The 20,693-nt window shown below is 42.9% G+C and carries 18 protein-coding genes; 12 read left to right on the top strand and 6 right to left on the bottom strand.

All coding sequences use genetic code 11. From position 1 onward, the window contains the following. Positions 1–44: 44 nt before the first annotated feature. The 3 genes from V7K49_RS10240 to V7K49_RS10230 form a co-directional block, all read right to left on the bottom strand. Positions 45–1,796, bottom strand: a complete 1,752-nt coding sequence (locus tag V7K49_RS10240; RefSeq protein ID WP_335205462.1) for an ABC transporter ATP-binding protein — start codon at positions 1,794–1,796, stop codon at positions 45–47. Positions 1,797–2,078: 282 nt separating this feature from the next. Further along, entirely contained in the window at positions 2,079–2,732 is a 654-nt protein-coding gene (locus tag V7K49_RS10235; protein ID WP_334871054.1) for a hypothetical protein, read from the bottom strand. Between the two features lie 3 nt (positions 2,733–2,735). Then, the gene (locus tag V7K49_RS10230; protein ID WP_334871056.1) at positions 2,736–3,044 is read right to left on the bottom strand and encodes a hypothetical protein; all 309 of its coding nucleotides are present in this window, start codon (positions 3,042–3,044) and stop codon (positions 2,736–2,738) included. Positions 3,045–3,205: 161 nt separating this feature from the next. Between V7K49_RS10230 and galE the strand changes: the two genes are divergently transcribed. Together galE and V7K49_RS10220 are read left to right on the top strand one after the other, a co-directional pair. Then, complete coding sequence (galE, locus tag V7K49_RS10225; RefSeq protein ID WP_335205461.1) at positions 3,206–4,204, top strand: UDP-glucose 4-epimerase GalE; 999 nt, start codon at positions 3,206–3,208, stop codon at positions 4,202–4,204. Between the two features lie 71 nt (positions 4,205–4,275). Continuing rightward, positions 4,276–4,572 (top strand): hypothetical protein, encoded by a 297-nt coding sequence (locus V7K49_RS10220; protein WP_335205460.1) that lies wholly within the window; start codon positions 4,276–4,278, stop codon positions 4,570–4,572. A 33-nt stretch (positions 4,573–4,605) separates the two neighbouring features. Here the strand turns inward: V7K49_RS10220 and V7K49_RS10215 are convergent, their stop codons facing one another. Both V7K49_RS10215 and V7K49_RS10210 read right to left on the bottom strand, forming a co-directional pair. Then, positions 4,606–5,301 carry a hypothetical protein gene (locus tag V7K49_RS10215; protein ID WP_335205459.1) on the bottom strand — a complete coding sequence of 232 codons (696 nt, stop codon included), beginning with the start codon at positions 5,299–5,301 and terminating at the stop codon, positions 4,606–4,608. Further along, a complete protein-coding gene (locus V7K49_RS10210; RefSeq protein ID WP_334871064.1) occupies positions 5,276–6,547 on the bottom strand; it encodes an urease accessory protein UreH domain-containing protein in 1,272 nt (423 codons plus the stop codon). The genes V7K49_RS10215 and V7K49_RS10210 overlap by 26 nt, the downstream gene beginning before the upstream one ends. A gap of 263 nt (positions 6,548–6,810) precedes the next feature. Between V7K49_RS10210 and V7K49_RS10205 the strand changes: the two genes are divergently transcribed. The 3 genes from V7K49_RS10205 to V7K49_RS10195 all read left to right on the top strand — a co-directional run bounded on the left by V7K49_RS10205 (position 6,811) and on the right by V7K49_RS10195 (position 9,750). After that, the gene (locus V7K49_RS10205; protein ID WP_335205458.1) at positions 6,811–7,785 is read left to right on the top strand and encodes a toll/interleukin-1 receptor domain-containing protein; all 975 of its coding nucleotides are present in this window, start codon (positions 6,811–6,813) and stop codon (positions 7,783–7,785) included. A gap of 361 nt (positions 7,786–8,146) precedes the next feature. Further along, on the top strand, positions 8,147–8,521 hold the full coding sequence (locus V7K49_RS10200) for a type II toxin-antitoxin system death-on-curing family toxin (RefSeq protein WP_335205457.1): 375 nt from the start codon (positions 8,147–8,149) through the stop codon (positions 8,519–8,521). Between the two features lie 158 nt (positions 8,522–8,679). Then, the gene (locus V7K49_RS10195; protein ID WP_335205456.1) at positions 8,680–9,750 is read left to right on the top strand and encodes a M20/M25/M40 family metallo-hydrolase; all 1,071 of its coding nucleotides are present in this window, start codon (positions 8,680–8,682) and stop codon (positions 9,748–9,750) included. A gap of 205 nt (positions 9,751–9,955) precedes the next feature. Here the strand turns inward: V7K49_RS10195 and V7K49_RS10190 are convergent, their stop codons facing one another. Beyond that, positions 9,956–10,408, bottom strand: a complete 453-nt coding sequence (locus V7K49_RS10190; protein ID WP_335205455.1) for a hypothetical protein — start codon at positions 10,406–10,408, stop codon at positions 9,956–9,958. Between the two features lie 572 nt (positions 10,409–10,980). Here V7K49_RS10190 and V7K49_RS10185 point away from each other — a divergent pair. The 7 genes from V7K49_RS10185 to V7K49_RS10155 form a co-directional block, all read left to right on the top strand. After that, positions 10,981–12,654: an alpha/beta hydrolase gene (locus tag V7K49_RS10185; protein WP_335205454.1), complete on the top strand. Its 1,674-nt coding sequence runs from the start codon at positions 10,981–10,983 to the stop codon at positions 12,652–12,654. 793 nt (positions 12,655–13,447) lie between these two features. Then, a complete protein-coding gene (locus V7K49_RS10180; protein WP_335205453.1) occupies positions 13,448–14,161 on the top strand; it encodes a DUF6875 domain-containing protein in 714 nt (237 codons plus the stop codon). A gap of 1,465 nt (positions 14,162–15,626) precedes the next feature. Continuing rightward, a complete protein-coding gene (locus tag V7K49_RS10175; RefSeq protein WP_334871076.1) occupies positions 15,627–16,190 on the top strand; it encodes a DUF2808 domain-containing protein in 564 nt (187 codons plus the stop codon). Positions 16,191–16,492: 302 nt separating this feature from the next. Then, the gene (locus V7K49_RS10170; RefSeq protein WP_335205452.1) at positions 16,493–17,554 is read left to right on the top strand and encodes an LLM class flavin-dependent oxidoreductase; all 1,062 of its coding nucleotides are present in this window, start codon (positions 16,493–16,495) and stop codon (positions 17,552–17,554) included. 83 nt (positions 17,555–17,637) lie between these two features. Beyond that, entirely contained in the window at positions 17,638–19,347 is a 1,710-nt protein-coding gene (locus V7K49_RS10165; RefSeq protein WP_335205451.1) for an FAD-binding protein, read from the top strand. After that, a complete protein-coding gene (locus V7K49_RS10160; protein WP_335205450.1) occupies positions 19,344–19,676 on the top strand; it encodes a ferredoxin family protein in 333 nt (110 codons plus the stop codon). The genes V7K49_RS10165 and V7K49_RS10160 overlap by 4 nt, the downstream gene beginning before the upstream one ends. A 127-nt stretch (positions 19,677–19,803) precedes the next feature. Further along, positions 19,804–20,693: hypothetical protein (locus V7K49_RS10155; RefSeq protein WP_335205449.1), on the top strand; the 890-nt coding region annotated here is incomplete at its 3' end.

Raw genomic sequence — 20,693 nt, 5'->3', positions numbered from 1 at the left:
TATACACGCTGCATCAGAAATTGTCCTTAACGTTAAATGTTGTATTAGTGCAGTAATTCCTCAACTTGATGCTGGCTCCACAAAGTTCTGTACAGACCCTGTTGTTTCACCAGTTGTGAATGATTGCCTATCTGGACTATTCTTCCCTTTTCCATTACAAAAATTCGGTCAGCAGCTGCCGCTGCCGATAATTGATGAGTAATGAAAATTACTGTTTTGCGTTCAGTACCACCAGAGAGATTTTTGAGGATTTGTGTGGCTGTTTGATTATCGACACTAGAGAGGGCATCATCTAAAATTAACACTGGCGCATTGACCAGCATCGCTCTAGCCAAGGCAGTCCGTTGTCGTTGACCACCAGAAAGAGTAATACCGCGTTCACCAACAAGAGTTTCGTATTGCTGGGGAAAATTGTTAATTTCCGATTCAATTTGGGCAAGTTGAGCGACAGATTCTACCTGCTCTTGTTCGCTAATTGGGTCACCGTAGCGGATATTATTTTTGATTGTAGTGCTAAATAGAAAGCTATCTTGAGGAACGTAGGCGATCGCACCTCGTAAAGAAGCCAAAGCTATCTTAGTAATATCCAGCCCATCTAAAAACAATTGTCCTGAGTCAATATCCAACAAGCGCGGCAAAGCATTGGCCAAAGTAGATTTACCAGAACCAATTGCCCCAACAATAGCCACGGTTTCTCCAGGAGCAATGGTAAAGTTAACATTTGCTAAAGCTGGAGTAATGGAACCAGGATAAGTGTAGGTGAGATTTTTAGCTGTCAGTTCCCCTTTAAGTTCAGCCACTGGTAGATTTATGGCATCGGCTGCATCTTTAATTTTCGGTGTGACAGAGAGAATAGATTCAAGCCTATCGATACTAACTTCACCCCGTTGGTAGGCAGTAATTGTGAATCCTAAAAGAGCAGTAGGAAAAACTAGACGCTCTACATAAATTAACAGTGCTAAAAAGTCGCCAACCTGAAGGGTCCCAGAAGACATCCGCGCTACCCCTAGCCAGATGATTACCAGTGAGCTGACATTGGCTAGTCCGCCAATTAGCGGAAACAGTGTATTTCGGAGTTTTGCCAATTCCAGGTTAGCAGTCAATAGCTGCTGATTTTTTTTAGCAAAGGCTCGCCGCTCGTTTGCTTCTTGGGCATAGATTTTAATTAAGGCAATGCCACTGATATCCTCTTGGATGAGTTCGCTGATGTCAGAGAGTTGCTCTTGGACTGCTGCTTGTTGTTTGCGTAAGCGATCGCTAAACAGACTCACTAACAAGAACATAAAAGGGTACACTGCCAGGGCGGCTAGTGTGAGTTCCACACTAATCGTTAGCATTACTGGCAGTGTCAAGGCGTAAGCAAACACCGTATTTGCCAAACTCAAAACTGCAAAACCCAATAACCGCTTGATATTGTCCACATCACTGGTAGCCCGATTAATCAAATCACCAGCACTATTACTGGCAAAATAAGCCGGCTCCAGCTTGAGTAAGTGTTCAAAAATCCGTTGTTTAAGGTCAAATTCCACCTGACGCCCCACCCCAAATAGCCAAATGCGGGATGCCATCCGCATGAGCCACATTGCCGAACTGAGCAAGACAATGATTACTACGTAATGTAGTATTTGGTTCCAGCTGAAGGTTGTCGAGAGTTTGTCAACACCAGCACGAATCAACCAAGGGATATAAACGCCTAGTGCATTGACAGACAACAAAGCGAGAATGCCTAAGGACACTTCGCGCCAATAGGGTTGTAGGTAAGCAGTGAGTTTAGCGATTCGTCGAGATTTTGCCATTAAAGCAATTTTGCAACTTTATATCGTAGATTAACTGCTAGTCCATGAAGGCAGCTATGTAGAGAGAATATTGCTTGTAAATTCAGCTTTTGTCACCTCTTTTAACTGGATAGTTATTGCCGTTCCCTTTCGCCCAAAGCCGAATGGTAATGTCTACTTCAACTTTTGGTGTGGCAGCAATCACAGCTTTAATGAATCCAGCTACTAGTACCGCTACCTGGTGGGGAACGCGGTACTAGGGCGTGGCATTGTGACTTTTTGAGTTTTACTTTTTTAACTTTATTACCGCTGAACACGTAAGAACCTGTAAATTTCCAAGAGATAACTTTCCCAAGTTCTGGTTGTCAATAGTAACGTTTCCGCATTTGGTACAAAGTCTTCAAGTCGTAAACCGCGGGCGCGAATATCTTGAGGACTTCCTTGTAATAGGTAGGGAGGCACTCTCAAATTATAAGAAAGAATGCGATCGCCTGTCACATCTGAAATGTTCGCTGCGGTGGTTTGTTGCCCTAATGCCACCAGTATCCCAGATGTTGGTGCAGCAGTTGCTACATAGGTTTCACCTGCCATTGCTAGAGGTGCCCTATAAAGTAAATAGGCGACTGCTGGTGTACTTGCCAACAGCAAAATCGTCAATGCCCAACCGATCAAGTATCCTCCTGGTTTGTCTATCCCGCCTCCTTTGATTCTCTGAGCTGCAAAAATCATCATTAAAACAGAGGCTCCTAGAGGCTTGAGTGGAAAAGACAGCATCCTCGACAACGAGGCTACAGCTGGTTCATTGGGGTTAACAAATGATAGGGCTATGATTACCAAGATCACGACTAAGATCAATCGCCCGACAAAACTTCCAGAGGGATAAAATCGCTGGAACAGAGAATATACGATAGTGCCAATCAGCAGCCACAGCAGTACCCGACTTAGCAATAGAAACATAGATTAACTCTCAAATTTTCTGGTGCGGTGAGCCAGTGTGGTGGTGAGGCAGTCCGATCTTCTCCCAAAGGGAGGGCTAGCGCCTGCCGTAGGATGCCCGAAGGGCTGTAGGGAGTTATCCACGCCACATGCTTCAACCGGGGGAACCCCGGCAACGCAGTGGCTTCCCAAGAGGAACTGCCGTACATTGGTTTCCCGGTATAAAACAACTAGCGACTTCTTAGCGATCGCGACGCTAGGAGCGTCACCCGTAAGGGTCAACCTAGAGGTTTCGGGAAATGGATTTATTTTATTGTCAAATTGTAATCGCACTGTTTGACTTAAAATACCTCAAACCTCACACCCAAAGACTACCGTCGTAGTGATTTTAGTGCAATTTTTTGACACTGCGTCTATTATTTATAATTTTCCAGAAGAGTAATGTGGCACCGGTAAACTAAATTAATTGAGTAATCCACTCAAAAGGAAAAACTATGTCGCTTGAAAAGCCTACCATTTTGGTGACGGGGGGAGCTGGATATATTGGTTCTCATACAGTGCTTGCTTTGAAGCAAGCGGGTTATAACGTTGTCATCCTTGATAATCTGGTCTATGGGCATCGTGACCTGGTAGAAGGGATTTTACAGGTAGAACTGATAGTAGGGGATACAGGCGATCGCGCCTTGCTAGATCACCTATTTAAAACCCGCGATATTGCCGCTGTGATGCACTTTTCTGCATACGCCTACGTAGGAGAATCGGTGACTGACCCGGCTAAGTATTACCGCAATAACGTTGTTGGTACTTTGACCCTGTTAGAAGCGATGCTGACAGCATCTGTGAAGAAATTTGTCTTCTCTTCTACCTGTGCCACCTACGGGGTGCCGGAATTTGTACCGATTCCAGAAAACCATCCCCAAAATCCGATTAATCCCTATGGCGCTACTAAGCTGATGGTAGAGCGGATTCTCGCTGATTTTGATGTTGCTTACGGTTTCCAATCAGTACGTTTCCGCTATTTTAATGCTGCTGGTGCTAATCCCAGTGGTTTGCTTGGCGAGGATCATAACCCAGAAACCCATTTGATTCCCTTGGTGCTGATGACAGCTTTAGGCAAACGAGAATCTATCTCAATTTTCGGCACCGATTACCCTACGCCCGATGGTACTTGTATTCGAGATTATATTCACGTTAACGACTTAGCAGATGCCCATATTTTGGGATTGGAATATTTATTAAAAGGTGGCGATAGCGAAGTTTTCAATTTAGGTAATGGCAGCGGCTTCTCCGTCAGAGAAGTAATTGCAGCAGCCGAACAGGTGACAGGTATTTCGATACCAGTCGAAGAACGCGATCGCCGTCCTGGCGATCCCCCAATTCTGATTGGCACCAGCGAGAAAGCCAGAACAATCTTAGGCTGGCAACCTCAGTACCTTTCCATAAAAGATATTGTCGCTCATTCGTGGCAGTGGCATCAAAAGCGACATCGGTAAAAAAAATACATTTGTAGGGGATCTTGGCCTTGCGCCCCGGAGATGGGATGTTTTTTTAACTGAAAGTCCCTATGTACCTCATACCATTTTGGATTTTAGATTTTGCCGAAAGTCTGAGCGCCGATTTCCAGCGCTCAGACTTTCCAAGACGGATTGGGAATCGCCTTCTACGTCAAGGTTTTGTGAAGGCATCTGTCGCAATTATTTTTCAAATTAGGATCACAATGCATCAATTAGATGCTTTGGCTTACTCATTTAAAAAAGTAGAAATCGAGAACCAAGGCGCACAGCTAGATGTCCAAAACATTGAAAAAAAAGGCGATAGCGTTATTTTGGTCTTTGGTGAACTGACTCTCAGACTTGCATAAAGGGAGACACAAAGAAAATGTCTCCCCACTTTCCTACTCCCTACCACCTTTCATACTTTGCAGTACGACAACTAAGATGGTGATAAATGCGAAGATTGGCAGTGCGATCGCCCAAATTGGGAATTTCTGAGATTCACCATCCACTAAATCACCATTGACATCTCGCAGATTTCGTGTATTATCTGTAGAGCCACCTGCCACAGTCACTTCAAATTTGAACTTAAACGGTTTGAATCTTCCCCCAGAGACTGGTTTCCCATTTAGTTGCAACTCATAAATACCTGGCTTGGGAAACACAACTTCCGCACCTGGGATGCCTTTATAGCGTTCAGCTGCCACAGATTCTAACTGTGGTTCTAGGAGTGGTGGCTCTCCGGCTGCATAGGGTTCGGCATAAACAGCCAACTGACAATTACACTGTGACAGGGGAATCACCCTTCCACCTCTGCGGGTAAGTGCAAACCAGACTTGGCTTGGTTCTCCAGCCTGGGGGTTATCATTTGGTTCAACGTGGAGGGTGCCACCGACATCTCCAGCTACTTCTACCTGATGAGCAGCAGCAGGGTAAAGATTAGTTATTGAGATGACTAAGCAACTCAGGAACAATAAAGTATTTATTGTTCCTTGATGCCAGGAAATGTCTTTGAGCGGGTAACCTGTCTGTTTTTGACTCGTTGGGATGGAGCCAGAAAACAAGAATGATTTACCGCGATTTGGTTGGGGGAACATAAAACTTTTCTACGGCTAACTTTGACCAAAAAAAGCGCGAACGTACTAGCAAGACACTGAGGGTAATAATTCCCATCAGTACTGCCGCTAATTTATTTCCCCAAGTTGATTGCAAGGAACCCAGGTAATGGGAACCAATCAACACAGCATGAATGGCACTCAAGAGCAAAGCTGGCACACCCAATAGATGAATCTGTCGCCAACGCTTGCCCAAAGATTTCTGCAAGGATTCCCAACTCGTAAAAGCAGCGGGGGACATTAATACCAATGCTACAGCACCCGCAGCCATACCCCACTGAAATTCTTGTGGCATAAAATCAAAGGCGGCAAAATTCCATTGCAATGAGTGTTCTATCATGTGGGCGGTGTGAACCACAGAAAGCACAAAAGCTCCTACCCCCAAGGCACGACGATAACGCAGTGGTGAAGCCCACAACCCACTAATAGGACGCGCAATTAGCGCCAAGATTAAGCAAAATAAAGCGGCGTGTCCGGTGTAATCTACCATTGTGTCACCAGTCCGCAACAAGGTGATGACGCCAATGGTGAGTGTCACCCAACCGCCTAATCGAAACAACTGACTGCGCCTGTCTTTACTTACCAATGATGTGGAGACGCCTACACCTAGCATTGTAGGCAGGGTTCCCAAGCCAAACGCCAGCATAGTTGCCCCACCCATCCATAAATTGCCAGTTTCAGCAGCTTTAATTTGGGCAGCATACAGGAAACCACAGGGCATTAAACCCCAAGTCATCCCCAAAAGCATTGGCGTCCACCATTTGGTTTTGAAGGAAAGCTTAACCATTCCCGCGCTGAGGCGATCGTGTAAACTACCTTGTAATAGGGGATGTAACACGGGAATGCGCGGCAGCAAATCGGGTTTTACTTGTCCTAAGCCAAACCAAATCAGCATTACACCAGTTATAATTGCCATCCAGCGCCGGAAGTCGCTGCCAACACCCGCTAGCTGTCCACCTTGCAGTAATACCGAACCTAGCGCCCCAATCCCAGCACCGACTAGAGCATAGCTCAACATCCGCCCCAGGTTTAGCAAAAGATGAAATTTTAATTGCTGTTGCCAAGTGTCGGACTTTTCTAAGGTTGATGTCCGTCCCAAGGAAGCTTTTTGTGGAATTTTCGGCTGATGAGACAGGGAAAACGCCACTGTTAGAGGGCCACACATCCCAAAACAATGTCCAAAACTCCCCAGGAACCCCAGGATTGCGATCAGCAATAAATCTACCATAAAAAAATTCCTGAGTTCTGAGTCATGAGTCCTGAGTGTCAGAATAAAGATTTTGAAGAATTAAGAAGAAATTCTTTTCTCTTCTTCTTTGCTCAGTACTCAGCACTCCTCTAGTGCGGCAGTGTAAGTGAAGTTGTACTCTCTGTCAAAAGACGAACTGTCAAACTTGATGTTTACTTTAGGGAATTAGTTCTTTTGTACTGGTATAAGATATAGAGGTATTAATCATAAGTAAATACCTGCCTTTAATTAATAATCGTGGAATGGCTACAGTTTTTTTCTCTTATTCACATCGGGATGAAACCCTGCGCGATGAGCTGGAAGTTCATCTTGCTATGCTAAAAAGGCAAGGTTTCATTGAGACGTGGCATGATCGGCGAATAACTGCTGGTGAAGAATTCGATAAGGCAATAAGCAAAAACTTGGAAGAAGCAGACATCATTCTTTTATTAGTCAGTTCAGATTTTCTAGCTTCCAATTATTGTTATGGTATTGAGATGCAACGTGCGATGGAAAAGCATGAGCAAAGAGACTGCCACATTATACCAGTCATCCTGCGTCCATGCGATTGGCGCAGTGCGCCATTTGGCAAGTTCTTGGCCACGCCAACTGATGGCAAGCCTATCACAAAATTCCCTGATAAAGACGATGCTTTTCTTGAAGTAGTCAACGCTGTAAAAGCGACAACTACTCCCTTACAACCCCGTCAGGACACCACGCCACCAAGCAAAAGTTACGGTTCTGCTGTCAAACCACAAATTTTGGATATACCAAGATCGAGCAATCTCCGTATTCGCAAAACATTCTTGGATCGAGACAGGGATCAATTTGTAGAGGAATCGTTTGAATACATAGCCAACTTTTTTGAGAATTCACTTGCTGAATTATCCAACCGAAATCCAGAAGTGGGTAGACATTTTAAACGTATAGATGCAAATCATTTTTCGGCTATTGTCTACATTGCGGGAAAGAAAGCTACTCAATGTCGAATTTGGATAAGAGGAAGTAGCCATCTTTATGGAAACGATATTGCATATTCCTCAAATGCTTCAGGAAGTGACAATAGTATTAATGAATCTATGTCTATAGTTGATGATGGATACGCTCTTTTTCTGCAACCTTTGGGAATGGCTTTCTTTGCAAGCCAACAGAATGTGAAGAAATTATTGTCTCAACAAGGAGCTGCTGAGTATTTTTGGGACATCTTGCTAAGACCATTGCAACAAGGATCAACATGAATGTTCTGTCATAAGGGTCAATCTGTAAACTAAAAGAGACCTCTTGCACAAATAATTTATAGTATAATAACTGATTAACCAAAAGCTAACTGAGGATTACCGTTAACATTTGTATCTTCTAACTTCTAACCACCACTTTTGAGTTTATAATGCAAACCTTGAGACTTCGTAAGATTAAAAACAAATTGATACCATCTTTTCAAAGTCTAAAGTTTAGACATACTAAGAATGGGGTACTTTTAGTTACGAAACATTCTGGTAATCCTCAAACGACACCTTACAAGTCTGAATTTGAAAAGGCCATGGAAGCTTATCAAAAAGTAAGCAGTAAGTATCGGAATGCACTTCGTGAGCTAGCTAAGTGAATGATATTTTTTGGTTGAGTGAGGCAGTCATTAAAGCGATGCACGAAGAACAACTAGCAGAACACGGCGGACTTCCAGGAATAAGAGATACAAATCTGCTTTTAGCTAGTTTAGATAGACCTAAAAATTTATTCGCTTATGGTGAACCTACACCAACTGTTTTTGAGTTAGCTGCTGCTTATGCTTTTGGATTTGTAAAAAATCATGCATTTATAGATGGTAACAAAAGGGTAGCTTTCGTTTCAATGGCTACCTTTCTGATATTGAATGGGTATTCTTTAGAAGTGCCAGAAAAACAAGTTGTATTAATGATAAAAAGACTTTCAACTGATCAAGAAACTCAAGAGTCGATAGCAGATTGGATTAAATAAAATTGTATTAAAATAGACAATTAAACTTATTGCAAAGTGACTTTGCAGGTTTATTTAAGAATTTAAGAAACCAAAATATTAAACCCTTCCTAGCAATTTTGGAAAGTTATGCCTGTGGATTTGCGCTACCTTAAGTCAGGAAGCCAGGGATAAATCACATGAGAAAATGGATTTGGCTGATGCTGTTGGTGCTGATGGCAGTTGCCGTGGTGGGTAGCAGAGGTAGCACGTTTTTTGAACAGCGTCCCTCACCAGCAATTGTTGAAAGCATTCCAGTGAAAACACCCCAACCACAGCCAGAGCCAAAGGAAGTTGACATTGCGCTGCAAGTGTCTACTGACAAGCTGTTAACCCATATCCAAAAGTTAAATTTTCAGCGTTACACAACAACAGAGCGATCGCTTACTCGCACTTATATCACAACTGAACTGAGAAAATTAGGCTGGAAGCCGAAATTGGAAAAGTTCTCTGAGGGTGTGAATATTTTTGCCGAACGCCCAGGAACTAACAAAGCCGCTAAAGCAATTCTTGTAGGAGCGCATTACGACACTGTTCCCTTATCCCCTGGTGCTGATGATAATGCCAGTGGTGTAGCCGTGGTGCTGGAAGTAGCCCGATTGCTCGGTTCCCGTTCCACGCCACGGACGTTACAGTTAGCTTTTTTTGACAAAGAGGAAGCAGGGCTTTTAGGTAGTCAGGCTTTCGTTAGCAAGACACCACGCTTGCAAAACTTGGGCGGAGCGATCGTTATGGATATGGTGGGTTATGCTTGTTACACTGCTGGGTGTCAAAAATACCCTGCCGGATTGCCTGTTACCCCACCTAGCGACAAAGGCGACTTTTTGGCAGTAGTCGGTGATACAGAACATTTGCCTTTGCTGAATGCCTTTCAAAGCTCACAGATGTTCCCCTCAACCGCTCTGAATAAACAAGAATCAAATTTGCCACCAGTCCTAACACTACCAATTCCTTTTAAAGGTTTACTGACACCAGACACCCTACGCAGCGACCATGCACCATTTTGGTATCAGGGTGTGGGCGCTGTACTGGTGACAGATACCGCAAATTTACGGACTCCCCACTATCATAAACCTAGCGATGTTCCAGTGACTATCGAGCGATCGTTTTTCACAGGAGCAGCACAAATTGTAGTCAATGCTACTACTGCCTTGTTAGAGAAAAACGAGATTTTAGAAACTCAACCACCAAGCTCAGTAAATAATTCCTAATTCGTAATTAATCAATTCAGGGACAGAGTGACTTAATTTATTACAGCAGTTTTCATTTCTTTGAACCACATATGTTGTAGGGACACAGCAATGCTGTGCACATAGGGCGTGGCCTATTTATCTGAAAATAACTGTAATGAAAAAATAAATTTATTCATTACTTATTTGCCTACGGCACGCTGTACGAACAGACATGGGGCTACAATTACGAATTATGTTGACCAACTTTTAGTTCAGGGAAAGTCAACGTCCAGTTCTGTTTATCATTGATCTGAAAGTACAAACCTTGGAGAATCAGCCGCAGAGCTGTTCGAGTTCTAATAAACTTCCTCAGCAGATAAGTTCCTGGTTCAGCAAAGATATCATTAAAGTTTTTTTGATAACCAAATTGTTTTGAACAGTAACTGCCAGCACCTTTGACTGTTAACACAAAAAATTGAGCTTGTTTGTATTCATTAGGAATCATAAAGATTCCATATACATGGTGACGACCATGCCACGGCTGAACAATAACCTTAGTAGCATGTACTTGGAATTTTGTAGTTTTTGATGCAAGAATCGCCTCGGAATTGCAATCAGAATTATTCACAGGCCAGTACAGTGTAATAATACTCAGGGAGAGCAGCAAAATTAAAATATAGCGGAGTCTGTGACGCATAAAGCCAAGAAAAATTGTTGATGCAGCTGGTAGATTTTGATGAGTAATGATTGTGCAGCCACAGCAGCAAGCTAAAGGGCAAAGACAAAACATTCAGCGGTCGGTTAAAGTTTCCTGTCAAAACAAATTGCACTCAAGACATCAGCCCACAAAAAGTGCAGATTGGAGATGCGATCGCTTACCCTTTTTTAGAGCTTCGTTACAGTATTAAACTTAGTTGAGAAACAATCGGGCTTTTGTGGCTGTAAACACCGATTTATGCTCAAATTTTTAGCTGTGATGAATTCTACAATTCGTTGCTTTTGTTATGTTTTTGATGTAGCTCTGTTCGCATTAGCAGATGCTTTGAGGATATAAAAGCAACGCTGATAGCGAACGCAAGAGCGTTTCGTAGAGAAGCGTTAGCGAGTCTTGTCTGCGACACGCTCTTGCGTTCGAGCGTCATAGCCCGCCCTTAGACATCGCCATCAAGTTCGAGAAAAAATTTGCTTTTGTTTCTAGGCAATTAATAGAGTAGTCAAATACACAAATATTGGTTATATTCCCGTAAGTAACAATTGGTATAAAAGTTTATGGGAAGAAGTTGGGGAAATATTAAGACAGTTGCGGGTTTCTTTAGCGCAATTGTACTGACACAGTTCGGGGCACATACTTCGGCCATTGCGGCTGACACAGTTGTTGTGCGTTTGGGTTTATTTACAGAATCCATCTCCCTTACTGAGTTGCAAAAGGCTGCAAAAACTGGGGAATTGTCTGGGAGTTTGCAGCCTTACGTTAAAAAATTATCCGAACAACAACGCCGCTTTTTCTTGGGGGCGCTGGGCATGAATGTACCGATGAGTGTTGTCACTGTTAATAAGTTAGTTAATACTCAGATTGGCACAACTATTCTCAATGACTTCGCTACGGCCTTAGCCCGAAAAGACAAAGCTGGGGTACAAGCACTCAGAGCAGGATTGGTATTAGGCTCTACTGCACCGCAGGGTCTTTCTATACTGAGTTTTATTGCTGCTTATCCCAGTAAACGCCTAGAAATTAATTTGCCACAGGCTTTTATAGTTGCAAGGAGTTTGAACACAGCTTTTTGGCGTACCCAGCAATTTATGCTAGCGTTGACGCATAGCGGCTTGCCGTCAGACATCGCTCCCCAACTCGACCCGAAAACACCGCAGATTGCTTTCCCTTTTGATCCCAGCCAACCAGGAATAGCTCAAGTAAAAATACTCAACTTAAGCCTGAATGACCAAAAGCGCGATCGCCAAATTCCAGTTGATATTTACTGGTCAACTGCTGCAACTGCCAATAAACCTGTAATTGTCTTTTCTCACGGCTTTGGGTCAGTCCGCACGGACTTGCGTTACCTAGCAGAACATTTAGCATCCCACGGTTATGTGGTAGCAGCTTTAGAACATCCCGGTAGTAATGAGGCAAATACTAACTCTGCATTTCAAGGCAAAACCAGAGTTGTGATGCCTCAGGAGTTTTTGAATCGCCCTCAAGATATTAGTTTTGTTCTCGACGAATTAGAAAAGCTCAATCAAACAGCTAATAATCCGCTTCAAGGGAAACTTGCAACCAATAAAGTGATGGTTATTGGCTATTCTTTTGGTGGTGGTACAGCTTTAGCACTTGCTGGAGCAGAGTTCCAACTGGAACATCTCAAACAACGGTGCAAAAAGAACTTGACTATCTTGAGTCTGGGAGAAGCTATGCAGTGCATCGCTCAAGAACTACCAGAAAATAGCTATCAACTACGGGATACCAGAATAAAACAGGCGATCGCTCTCAATCCTACAACTTCTCTGATTTTTGGCGAAACTGGGTTAACTAAAGTACAAGTTCCTACCCTAGTGTTAGCAGGTTCCGCAGATAAAACCACCCCAGCTTTAACTGAACAGATTATAGGATTTAACAAGATTCCATCTCCCAAATGGCTAGTTGGTATAGTTGGGGGTACTCATCTGAGTGTAAAAGACCCCAGTAAGACTTTGGATCAGATAGGACAACCGAATACACCAATCAGTGGCGGTGAAGTTGTGGGTGAACAAGCAGCAGATGTTCGCAAGTACGTTAAAGCTATAGCTTTGGCGTTTGCTGCACAGATGACTCCAGAAGCTAAAAACTACGCTATCTTTCTGACATCAGATTATGCCCAGTTTGCTTCAACTGCCGCATTTCCATTTCGCCTAATTACACAGATTCCTCCAGATGCTATGGCAGTGGTAAAAAAATTTGTTGAGAAATAAGCGACTTCCAATTAAAAAAATATCCAATTTTGTAAGGGAGCCAGTGCCTTGCCCAGAGTTGTCTGAGCAGAGGTTTCCTCCGCTCAGAACTAAGAGTAGGGATACGGGGAACGGCAGATGCCGCTGCTTATCCTGCCTCCCCTACGATTAATAGATAAGTCAGTTGGCAAAACTAAACTATGTCTATATTGATAAACTAGGCTAAAACCCTTTTCCCTCCTGCTTCCTAACTTATCCCAACGACAAATTTTTACGTCAGCTTAAGTAATATACAGCTTATAAAATTGGATTTAATTTTTTATATTTTACCTAGATCAAATCATATTAGCTTGATATTCGATTGATAGTTGCTGTTAAGTAAATACTAAAAACTTACAGTGAAAATAACTATTCAAATATCTTTCTACTGGGATCAATACTAACTTGATATTAAACCTATAGTTGCTGTTAAGTCATTACTAAACTTTTACAGTAAAAATAACCACTTAAACATAAACTTTATAATATTCTTCTTAAAAATAATAGAAACTTATAAGTGTAAAAAAAATTAGGAGCATCTGCTGGATCATACATATATCTTCTAGCTAACATGCCAAAAAAAATGAACACAAGTTGCTTGTTGCAAAAATATGTTTGTGTATTTATTGGCGTAATTTTATTTAAATTCACAAAAGTTTTAGAGGATTTTTATCTGCTACAAGCTACAGATAAACCCCAAATAAAAAATATTAGAGCTTGTTTTGTTTACTTAAATAATAATTAGTTTCAAAGAGATAATCTTGTAAAAATAATTTTGGATTCAGAATTAAACAATTTTTCTATTTCACTCAAGCTCATGCAACTCTATACAACTCGTGAAATCGAACGACAATACGAAGACCTTCCTTACTTAATTGAAATTATAAAGTGGGTAAAAAGTTTTTTAGCAAGGCCTCATCCTAACTTAGGAAGACCCGGCGTAGTTTGCCCTTTTGTACCTCACTCTCTCAAGTCAAACAGTATTCGTCTGGCGGTTATTCGCACAAAAGATTTGTATCCAGAACATTTAGAAGAGGTTGTTCGACGCTACCGAGATATCTTTCTTGAGATAGAAGTTAAAGAGCAGGAATTAGCAATCAATAGAGCTTTTTTACTTATATTCCCTGATGTCCATATAGAAGACACTTCTAAAATAATAGATAGTGTCCAACAAAAACTTAAACCTTTGTTTGTTGAGTCAGGACTGATGATAGGAGAATTTCATAAACATAATGAAAGTCCTGGTCTGCACAACCCAAATTTTCGTCCACTTCGTAGCCCTATCCCTTTGTTGGCTATTCGGTTTATGGTTGAAGCTGACCTCCCTTTTCTTGAGAGTCCGGCTGATCCACGCTTACGTATTAGGTATCTGGAAGCTTATCTAAAGTGTTTTGGTAATAAATTTACAGATGAAACAAAGTTTAAAAAAGCTCATCAAGCATTGGCATTAGCGAAAGAAGAACTTAAAGGCGAAAATTTTGTGTATTAGCATATAAAATTAAATGTTTTAATTGGGGGCGATCGCCTGGAGTTGATTTTTGAAAAGGACTTGACAAAATCCATCAAATGTGAGATGGATGAGATGATTAACTGAGTCTTGAAGATTATGTCTGATGCAGAAGAAAAGCCACTGTACGCGAGTAAGTTGAAGCGATCGCATTTCTTTCTTTGTGTCCTACCCTGCGGTCAGCCACAACTCTACAAGACGCTCCGCGAATTGTGTCTATGCGTTCAACTTTTGGAGACGCTGCGCGAATGCAGTTCGTTCCTCATATAGTTTGGCGCATCTTCATACAGAATTGGTATAACCCATCTTTTGTCACTTTCGGCAGAGAATAATCTGTAACTCTTGCCCAGACAGGATTTTGCCATAGAGCTTTGTTTGGAGGTTTCTATTAGTTTGCGATCGCTAATTTTCTGACTAAATCTAGGTTTCATCATTTAGCCTCAATTTTTATTTCCCCAGAGTGACAAAAGAGGGATAACGAATAGAATGAGATTGTTGGCGAATTGATACATAGAATGAGACTGTTGGCGAATTGATACGGGGTCTAACCCATTAGCTTCAATCCATCTGAAATTTCTGGAATTTTAGTGCGTTTCAACGCACTTTAGCTATGAGCAATCAATTTATTGCAGGGCGGGAAAGCAACGCAAAACTAAAATTTTAGGGGTGGGGGGTTAAACCCCTTGTCAATTGACCAGCAGTCTCATAGAATTCGCGGCTACACAAACGTAGGTAAAGCCTTCACTGTGGGTAGTCTGCTGAGACGGAAAGCATGAAAAATACAGGCTTTGAAACCCACCCACGAAGGTGGGTTTTGTCTATGTAGCTGGGGTTTATAACTGCCCTTCTAATATCATGTTCGCTTGATTACTTATTGTATTTTTAGGGAAAATCACTAATCTAAATCTGCTAAATTTGTGTCTTTTAAAGGAATTAAATCATCATAAATTAGTGTATTTTACTCTTTTAGTATAATTTAGAACTTATCACTTAAGTAACCTTATTGGTATGTAATTCAATTGATAAATTTACTAAAATGGAAATTTATTGATTTTTCAGAGAATTTATTATTTAAACTACGGTAACTATATCATTTTATAGATGTATGCAGTCATCTAAACTACGGTAAATGTATCGATATGAGTGTGTTTATGTTTAGTCAAAGCCCGGTAAAATCATCGACTTTTGAGGGAATTTACTAATAAAAATTATGGCAAAATTACTAGTTAAATTTAAATTTAAATATCTGTTTTTTCTTTATAGACAATTAGAAATTGCGTGCTAGAATTACAGCAAAATAGCCTAATAAATAGTCAGTAAACTTGATTTAAGTTGCTGATTTGAGAGGCTGTAGTCTTTCATTTGCTCAGGCTTAAATATGGGTATTTAAAGCAAGACTCAAATTATTGAGTCTTAGATAAAAGTCATTGAGGTAAAAATATAAATTATGAAATACGTTACTAATTTTTTTAGTACTCTATTTGTTGTTAGCACTGGACTATATTTACTACCTCATTCGGTAGCCAATGCAGTTACCTTAAGCAATGGCACGACAGCCTTTGCCCAACCACCACGTTTAGTTAGTGCTAGCACTCCATACAGCAATACAAGTGTTCCGAATACGACATACTATTTCACTCTGGAAGTGCCAGTGACGGCTGGGGAACCGTTGCAACAGGTTACCTTTAACCAGATTGAGGGGACTGAAGATATTGAATTCAATCAGAAAGATACTTTTGCCTTTGAAGGCACACGTAATAGCCAGGGTTCAAAGTTGGCACTTAAAGCTGTAAAAGGCGACGACAAACAACAGACTTTCACAGTAACCTTTGATACTCCTATACCACCAGGTAAGACGGTTACTATTGGTCTGCAAACTTACCGCAATCCTTTTTATGATGGCGTCTATTTATTTGGTGTGAAGGCTTTTCCCTCTGGTAAGCAAACCGCTGGTCAATTTCTCGGCATCGGTCGCTTGCAATTTTACGCACCCACGACTACAGAGAATTAAGTTCATCTAACGCATTCGACGCAGAATCTGTTATTTTAACCATTGAGGACAAGTATAATTCTTGTCCTTTATTTTTTTGAGAAAGTTTTCGCCACAGACTCAATTCTCTTAAGGAGTAATATCAATAAATTTTAATAAACTCTTGTTTTTTAGCACAATCTATGTAAATCTCATAACTATATACTACGGTAAATTAATCGAATTGCCGTAGATTAAGCAGCAAATTATCTGGGTTAGCCAATAAACTCAAAATTTAGTGCCAAGTAAACTTTTAGCGTCTATTACAAGGGTTCTTGAAAGCTATGTCTGAGCCACGCTACGGGATCTGGATTCCCGTTTACGGCAACTGCGGCGTAATGAACCATCCTCTTGAACCTCGTGATGCCAGTTACTCACGAGCTAAGGATCTCCTCCAGTTGGCTGAACGGTGCGGGTTTACAACAACTTTGATCGCAGAACACATCATTAATCCCAGAAATCAACAATTAGATCAGCTGGAAACTTGGACGGCAGCAGCAGCACTTGCCGAAGCAACAAATTCAATCGAAATTATTGCCGCTGTAAAGCCTTTACTTTTTCATCCAGCAATCTTAGCGAAGATGGCACTAGGCATTGATGCAATTAGTGGTGGGCGTTTTGCGATCAACTTGGTAAGTGCCTGGTTTAAGCCAGAAATGGAGAAATCAGGCATATCTTTTCTTCCCCACGATCAGCGTTACCGCTATTCCGACGAATGGATAAGAGTAGTAAAGGCGCTGTGGAGTGGAGAAAGAATTAACTTTCAAGGAGATTATTTTCACATCAGTGACCTAAGCTTCAATCCTCGTCCCGTGGCCAATCCTCATCCGCGTGTGTATGTGGGAGGTGAATCAGAACCAGCGCAGGCATTAGCGGCAAAAGAGGCAGATATATTTTTTCTCAATGGTCGTCCTATAGAAGTGATCCGAGAAACCATTGCTCAGGTTGCTAAACAGCCGCGCGATCGCTCTAAACCTCTGGGCTTTGCGATGTCCGCATTTGTGATTGCTCGACCCACAGACGAAGAAGCCCAAGAAGAATATCACAACTTGAGGGCAATGGTAATAGCACAAGACGATCGCTCAGAGCTGCTCAAAGGAGTCGATTCCGAAGTTGTGATGTTCAAGAATTTGGCCAAGTACCCTGGCGTGGGAAGTAACGGTGGCACAGCTGCTGGCTTAGTTGGTAGTTATGACACCGTGGCTGGTCGCATTGCCGACTTTTCCAGGGTGGGAATCGGCACCTTTATGCTGCAATTTCAGCCGTTCACGACTGAGATGAGGTGTTTTTCCGAGGAGGTAATGCCACGAGTGCAATCGTTAGAACTTGTGGCTGCAAAGGGATAGGGCAGGGGGCAGGGAAGAAATGCCCAATACTTCTCTCCGAGAGGCTGCGCCCAACGACGCCGGCTCCATTGAGCGAAGCCGAGATGCTCAGTACAAGTGCCCAATTCAATAAGTTAGGAGATGTAATCGTGAGTGCATATCAATCTGAGTCAGACAATAGTTCTATTTCGCAACTGAATTTAGAGACTGATGTTCTAGTCATAGGCGGTGGCCCGTCAGCAACTTGGGCGGCTTGGAATGCAGCTGCTCAAGGGGTAAGAGTGGTACTTGTAGACAAAGGCTACTGCGGTACGAGTGGAGCAACAGCACCTTCTGGTACTGGTGTTTGGTATGTCCCACCTGACCCAGAACAACGGGAAGCGGCAATGGCCAGCCGGGAAGCACTAGGGGGTTTTCTCTCAGAGCGTCCTTGGATGGAACGTGTATTAGATCAGACATATACAAACCTGAATAAACTCTCAGATTGGGGCTATCCTTTCCCTGTGGATGATCAAGGGCGTCCCCATCGGCGATCGCTACAACAAGCTCATGATTATATGCGCTTGATGCGGAAAAAGATTACTAGAGCAGGTGTGAAAATACTTGACCACAGTCCAGCTTTAGAACTACTGGTGGACACAGAAGGTGTAGTTGCAGGTGCTAAAGGAATTTGTCGCCAAACAGGCGAATCTCCTGCGGGGACACTTCGTGAACGCTGGACAGTTCGAGCGGGAGCCGTTGTCATTGCTACTGGTGGTTGTGCCTTCCTCAGTAAAGCTTTAGGCTGTAACGTCCTCACAGGCGATGGTTACCTGATGGCAGCTGAAGCAGGTGCCGAAATGTCAGGGATGGAATTTTCCAATGCTTACGCCCTATCACCGGCTTTTTCTTCCGTTACTAAGGGCGCTTACTACCGTTGGGCAACCTTTTATTACCAAGATGGTACAGAGATTGAAGGAGCAGGTTCCCAAAAAGGGCGATCGATCATTGCTCGTACCTTACTCACCCAACCCGTTTATGCTTGCCTAGACAAAGCAACTCCCGAAATTCAGGCGATGTTGCGGACTGTCCAACATAACTTCTTACTGCCCTTTGACCGCATGGGCATTAACCCCTTCACCCAACACTTCCCCGTAACTCTGCGTCTAGAGGGAACCGTGCGCGGTACAGGCGGCATTCGGATTACCGATTATACCTGTGCTAGCACTGTACCCGGACTCTATGCTGCTGGCGATGCGGCAACACGAGAATTGATTTGTGGTGGCTTTACCGGTGGTGGTAGCCATAACGCCGCCTGGGCGACCTCTTCGGGATATTGGGCAGGTGAAGCAGCAGCAAACTACGCCCGCCAACTGGGAACTCAAGCCAATCAACGCACCGTGCGCGGACTTGGAGAAGCTGGAGTGTCTGCCAATAACGCAAATGGCAGCAGCTTTACTCCTTCAGAAGTGATTCGGGCAGTCCAAGCAGAAGTATTTCCCTACGATCGCAACCTGTTCCGTAGAGAGCAGGGATTAACAGAATCCCTTGGTCGCCTAAATCACCTCTGGAAAGAAATCCGCAATAGCCAAGCAGTGTCAGAGGATCAAGCTGTCCAAGCTAGAGAAGCCACTGCAATGGTAGCAACAGCTAGATGGATGTACTCTAGCGCCCTAGAACGCAAAGAAAGTCGTGGTATGCACAAACACTTAGACTATCCTGAGCAAGATCCAAATCAATACCACCGCTTGCTGAGTGGTGGTTTAGATCAAGTCTGGGTAAAGCCCCAAAAACTAGAAACTAGCGCTAAAGAGAGGGAGTTAGTAGCACTGTGATTGAACTAGTTAGTGAATCTCGATGTATTAAATGCAATATCTGCGTTTTGGCTTGCCCTACCAACGTCTTTGACAAGGTGCCAGACGGGCCACCAAGAATTGCTCGTAAAAGCGACTGCCAAACCTGCTTTATGTGCGAACTGTATTGTCCAGCAGACGCGCTGTTCGTTGCCCCACAGGCAGATGAGTCTGTACAAGTTGATGAGCAAACTCTTATAGAAGCAGGATTGTTGGGCGGATACCGGGAAACACTTGGTTGGAATCCCGGAGGTACTCCAGCAGGTGTCAGAGAACAGTCAGCCCGAATCTTTATGGGTCGCAACAATTAATTTGCCTACCGATTCTCAAGCAATTCCAGATGGTAGGTTTATTTCCGCCGTGACGTACTAGAAACTAGGAAATTTACTAATACCCACTCCTCACTCCCCATTCTCCACTCCCCACTCCCCAAAAAATATGACTGCAATCCTCACACGTCCAGCTTGGACAACTGAATTAGAAGTTGAAATTTTCAACAAACTGATTGATAAACACGCTCCTCATCTTCCCAAAACCCGTCAGCAAGACCCCAGACCACCTGTAACACCAGAAGAAAAAGAGAATTTCTACCATTATCGTGTTGCTGGTGCAGCCCATGACTTATTCATTGTCCAAGTTTGTGCCAAAGTAATAGACCAAATTCCCGACCCAGAATTACAGTTGTTTTTGAGCCGACAACTTGGAGATGACGGCGCCCACGCCCAAAATACTCGTCTCAGAGCGCAAGCTATATCTGGATATGACCCTATTGAGGACATCCAAAAGCAGGTGCAAAAGCATTGGGACTACCAAGGAGACTTACCCATTCGTAACTGGCAAGGTTTCTTGTCTTTTGAATTGCATTACGAACTCCATATCGTATCTTTGCTCTTGCTCAACAGCCGGATTAGCAAAATCAATGACCCGGAATCAGCAAAGTTTGCTGCCCAAAGAATCTTGCCAGATGAAGCAGTTCACCGTCTAGGAGTTGTGGATTGGTGGCAGCGTAAATTTGACAAGGCCTCGCCATCTGAGAAAGAGGATTTAATCGCACAAGTTCTAGAAGCGGATGAAGAAGGTCAACGCCGCCGCAGTACCTATCTTAAAGATCATTGGCAGCTGGCTCACCGTGCTATTGGCATTGAAGTTGATGATTTACCAGTCATTTATGATGCGTGGCGGCGCGAAGTACTTTCTTACTTCTTGGATATTCCCGTCTCCAAATTGCCCAAACTGTTTGAGTCGATGGGGGATATTATTCCCCGCACCTCTCGGTTAGATCCGTGCATACGCATTTCTGTGTACACGGCTCCCGATGTTCTTAGCTT

Source organism: Nostoc sp., from assembly GCF_036919675.1.
GTDB lineage: Bacteria > Cyanobacteriota > Cyanobacteriia > Cyanobacteriales > Nostocaceae > Nostoc.
This window is presented reverse-complemented; position numbering and strand designations above follow the sequence as displayed.

Bases quoted from the DNA above. Each gene is read 5' to 3' on its own strand.
- V7K49_RS10240 (WP_335205462.1), bottom strand. From the start codon at position 1,796: ATGGCAAAATCTCGACGAATCGCTAAACTCACTGCTTACCTACAACCC.
- V7K49_RS10235 (WP_334871054.1), bottom strand. From the start codon at position 2,732: ATGTTTCTATTGCTAAGTCGGGTACTGCTGTGGCTGCTGATTGGCACT.
- galE (WP_335205461.1), top strand. From the start codon at position 3,206: ATGTCGCTTGAAAAGCCTACCATTTTGGTGACGGGGGGAGCTGGATAT.
- V7K49_RS10220 (WP_335205460.1), top strand. From the start codon at position 4,276: ATGTACCTCATACCATTTTGGATTTTAGATTTTGCCGAAAGTCTGAGC.
- V7K49_RS10215 (WP_335205459.1), bottom strand. From the start codon at position 5,301: ATGTTCCCCCAACCAAATCGCGGTAAATCATTCTTGTTTTCTGGCTCC.
- V7K49_RS10210 (WP_334871064.1), bottom strand. From the start codon at position 6,547: ATGGTAGATTTATTGCTGATCGCAATCCTGGGGTTCCTGGGGAGTTTT.
- V7K49_RS10205 (WP_335205458.1), top strand. From the start codon at position 6,811: ATGGCTACAGTTTTTTTCTCTTATTCACATCGGGATGAAACCCTGCGC.
- V7K49_RS10195 (WP_335205456.1), top strand. From the start codon at position 8,680: ATGAGAAAATGGATTTGGCTGATGCTGTTGGTGCTGATGGCAGTTGCC.
- V7K49_RS10190 (WP_335205455.1), bottom strand. From the start codon at position 10,408: ATGCGTCACAGACTCCGCTATATTTTAATTTTGCTGCTCTCCCTGAGT.
- V7K49_RS10185 (WP_335205454.1), top strand. From the start codon at position 10,981: ATGGGAAGAAGTTGGGGAAATATTAAGACAGTTGCGGGTTTCTTTAGC.
- V7K49_RS10175 (WP_334871076.1), top strand. From the start codon at position 15,627: ATGAAATACGTTACTAATTTTTTTAGTACTCTATTTGTTGTTAGCACT.
- V7K49_RS10170 (WP_335205452.1), top strand. From the start codon at position 16,493: ATGTCTGAGCCACGCTACGGGATCTGGATTCCCGTTTACGGCAACTGC.
- V7K49_RS10165 (WP_335205451.1), top strand. From the start codon at position 17,638: ATGCTCAGTACAAGTGCCCAATTCAATAAGTTAGGAGATGTAATCGTG.